Origin of the sequence: Bartonella sp. AP57NXGY, assembly GCF_042195805.1 — a bacterium.
Taxonomy (GTDB): Bacteria; Pseudomonadota; Alphaproteobacteria; order Rhizobiales; family Rhizobiaceae; genus Bartonella.
Genome location: NZ_JBHIOZ010000647.1, coordinates 1 through 574, shown reverse-complemented (window position 1 = coordinate 574; position 574 = coordinate 1). Strand labels below are relative to the sequence as shown.

The window sequence follows — 574 nt, the reverse complement described above, 5'->3', positions numbered from 1 at the left end:
TGCGGTACGCATTGGCTGGAAAGATGTCAAAGACAATATTATTCATCTCAAAACAGAGAAAAGTAAATTCCAAACAGATGTTTTTCTTCCCATTTTACCGGAATTAGCTAAAACGCTTGAAACTGGTCCTATTGGAGAAGAAACATTTATCTGTAGTAAAGTGAATCAAAAATTCACCAAAGAAAGCTTTGGGAATGGATTTAGAGACGCTTGTAATGCGGCTGGAATTAAAAAATCGGCGCATGGATTAAGAAAATTAGCCGCAACACGTGCAGCTAATTCTGGAGCAACAGTATCACAATTGAAAGCAATTTTTGGCTGGACAGAAGATCAGATGGCATCCCTTTATACAAAGAGTGCAGATCGTAAAAGACTAGCTCTTGAAGCTATAAAAAAGCTCCAAAAAAGTTAGGGGCAGAGACAAAAAAACGTAATAGAATCAAAATTCATTAATTCCCTTATATTCTATATAATTCTTTGATTTTATTTACTCTATACCCGCCCCTTGGGCGTACCATGTTTCTTTTTTCTATGTGTAATATATTCATTTTATTTGTGTTTTTAAAAATGAGGG

1 protein-coding gene is annotated in these 574 nt (G+C 35.0%); it reads left to right on the top strand.

The genetic code is table 11. From position 1 onward, the window contains the following. Positions 1-412, top strand: a 412-nt coding sequence (locus ACFIL8_RS12445) for a tyrosine-type recombinase/integrase (protein WP_375690087.1), incomplete at its 5' end; no start/stop codon positions are given. Between the last annotated feature and the right edge of the window lie 162 nt (positions 413-574).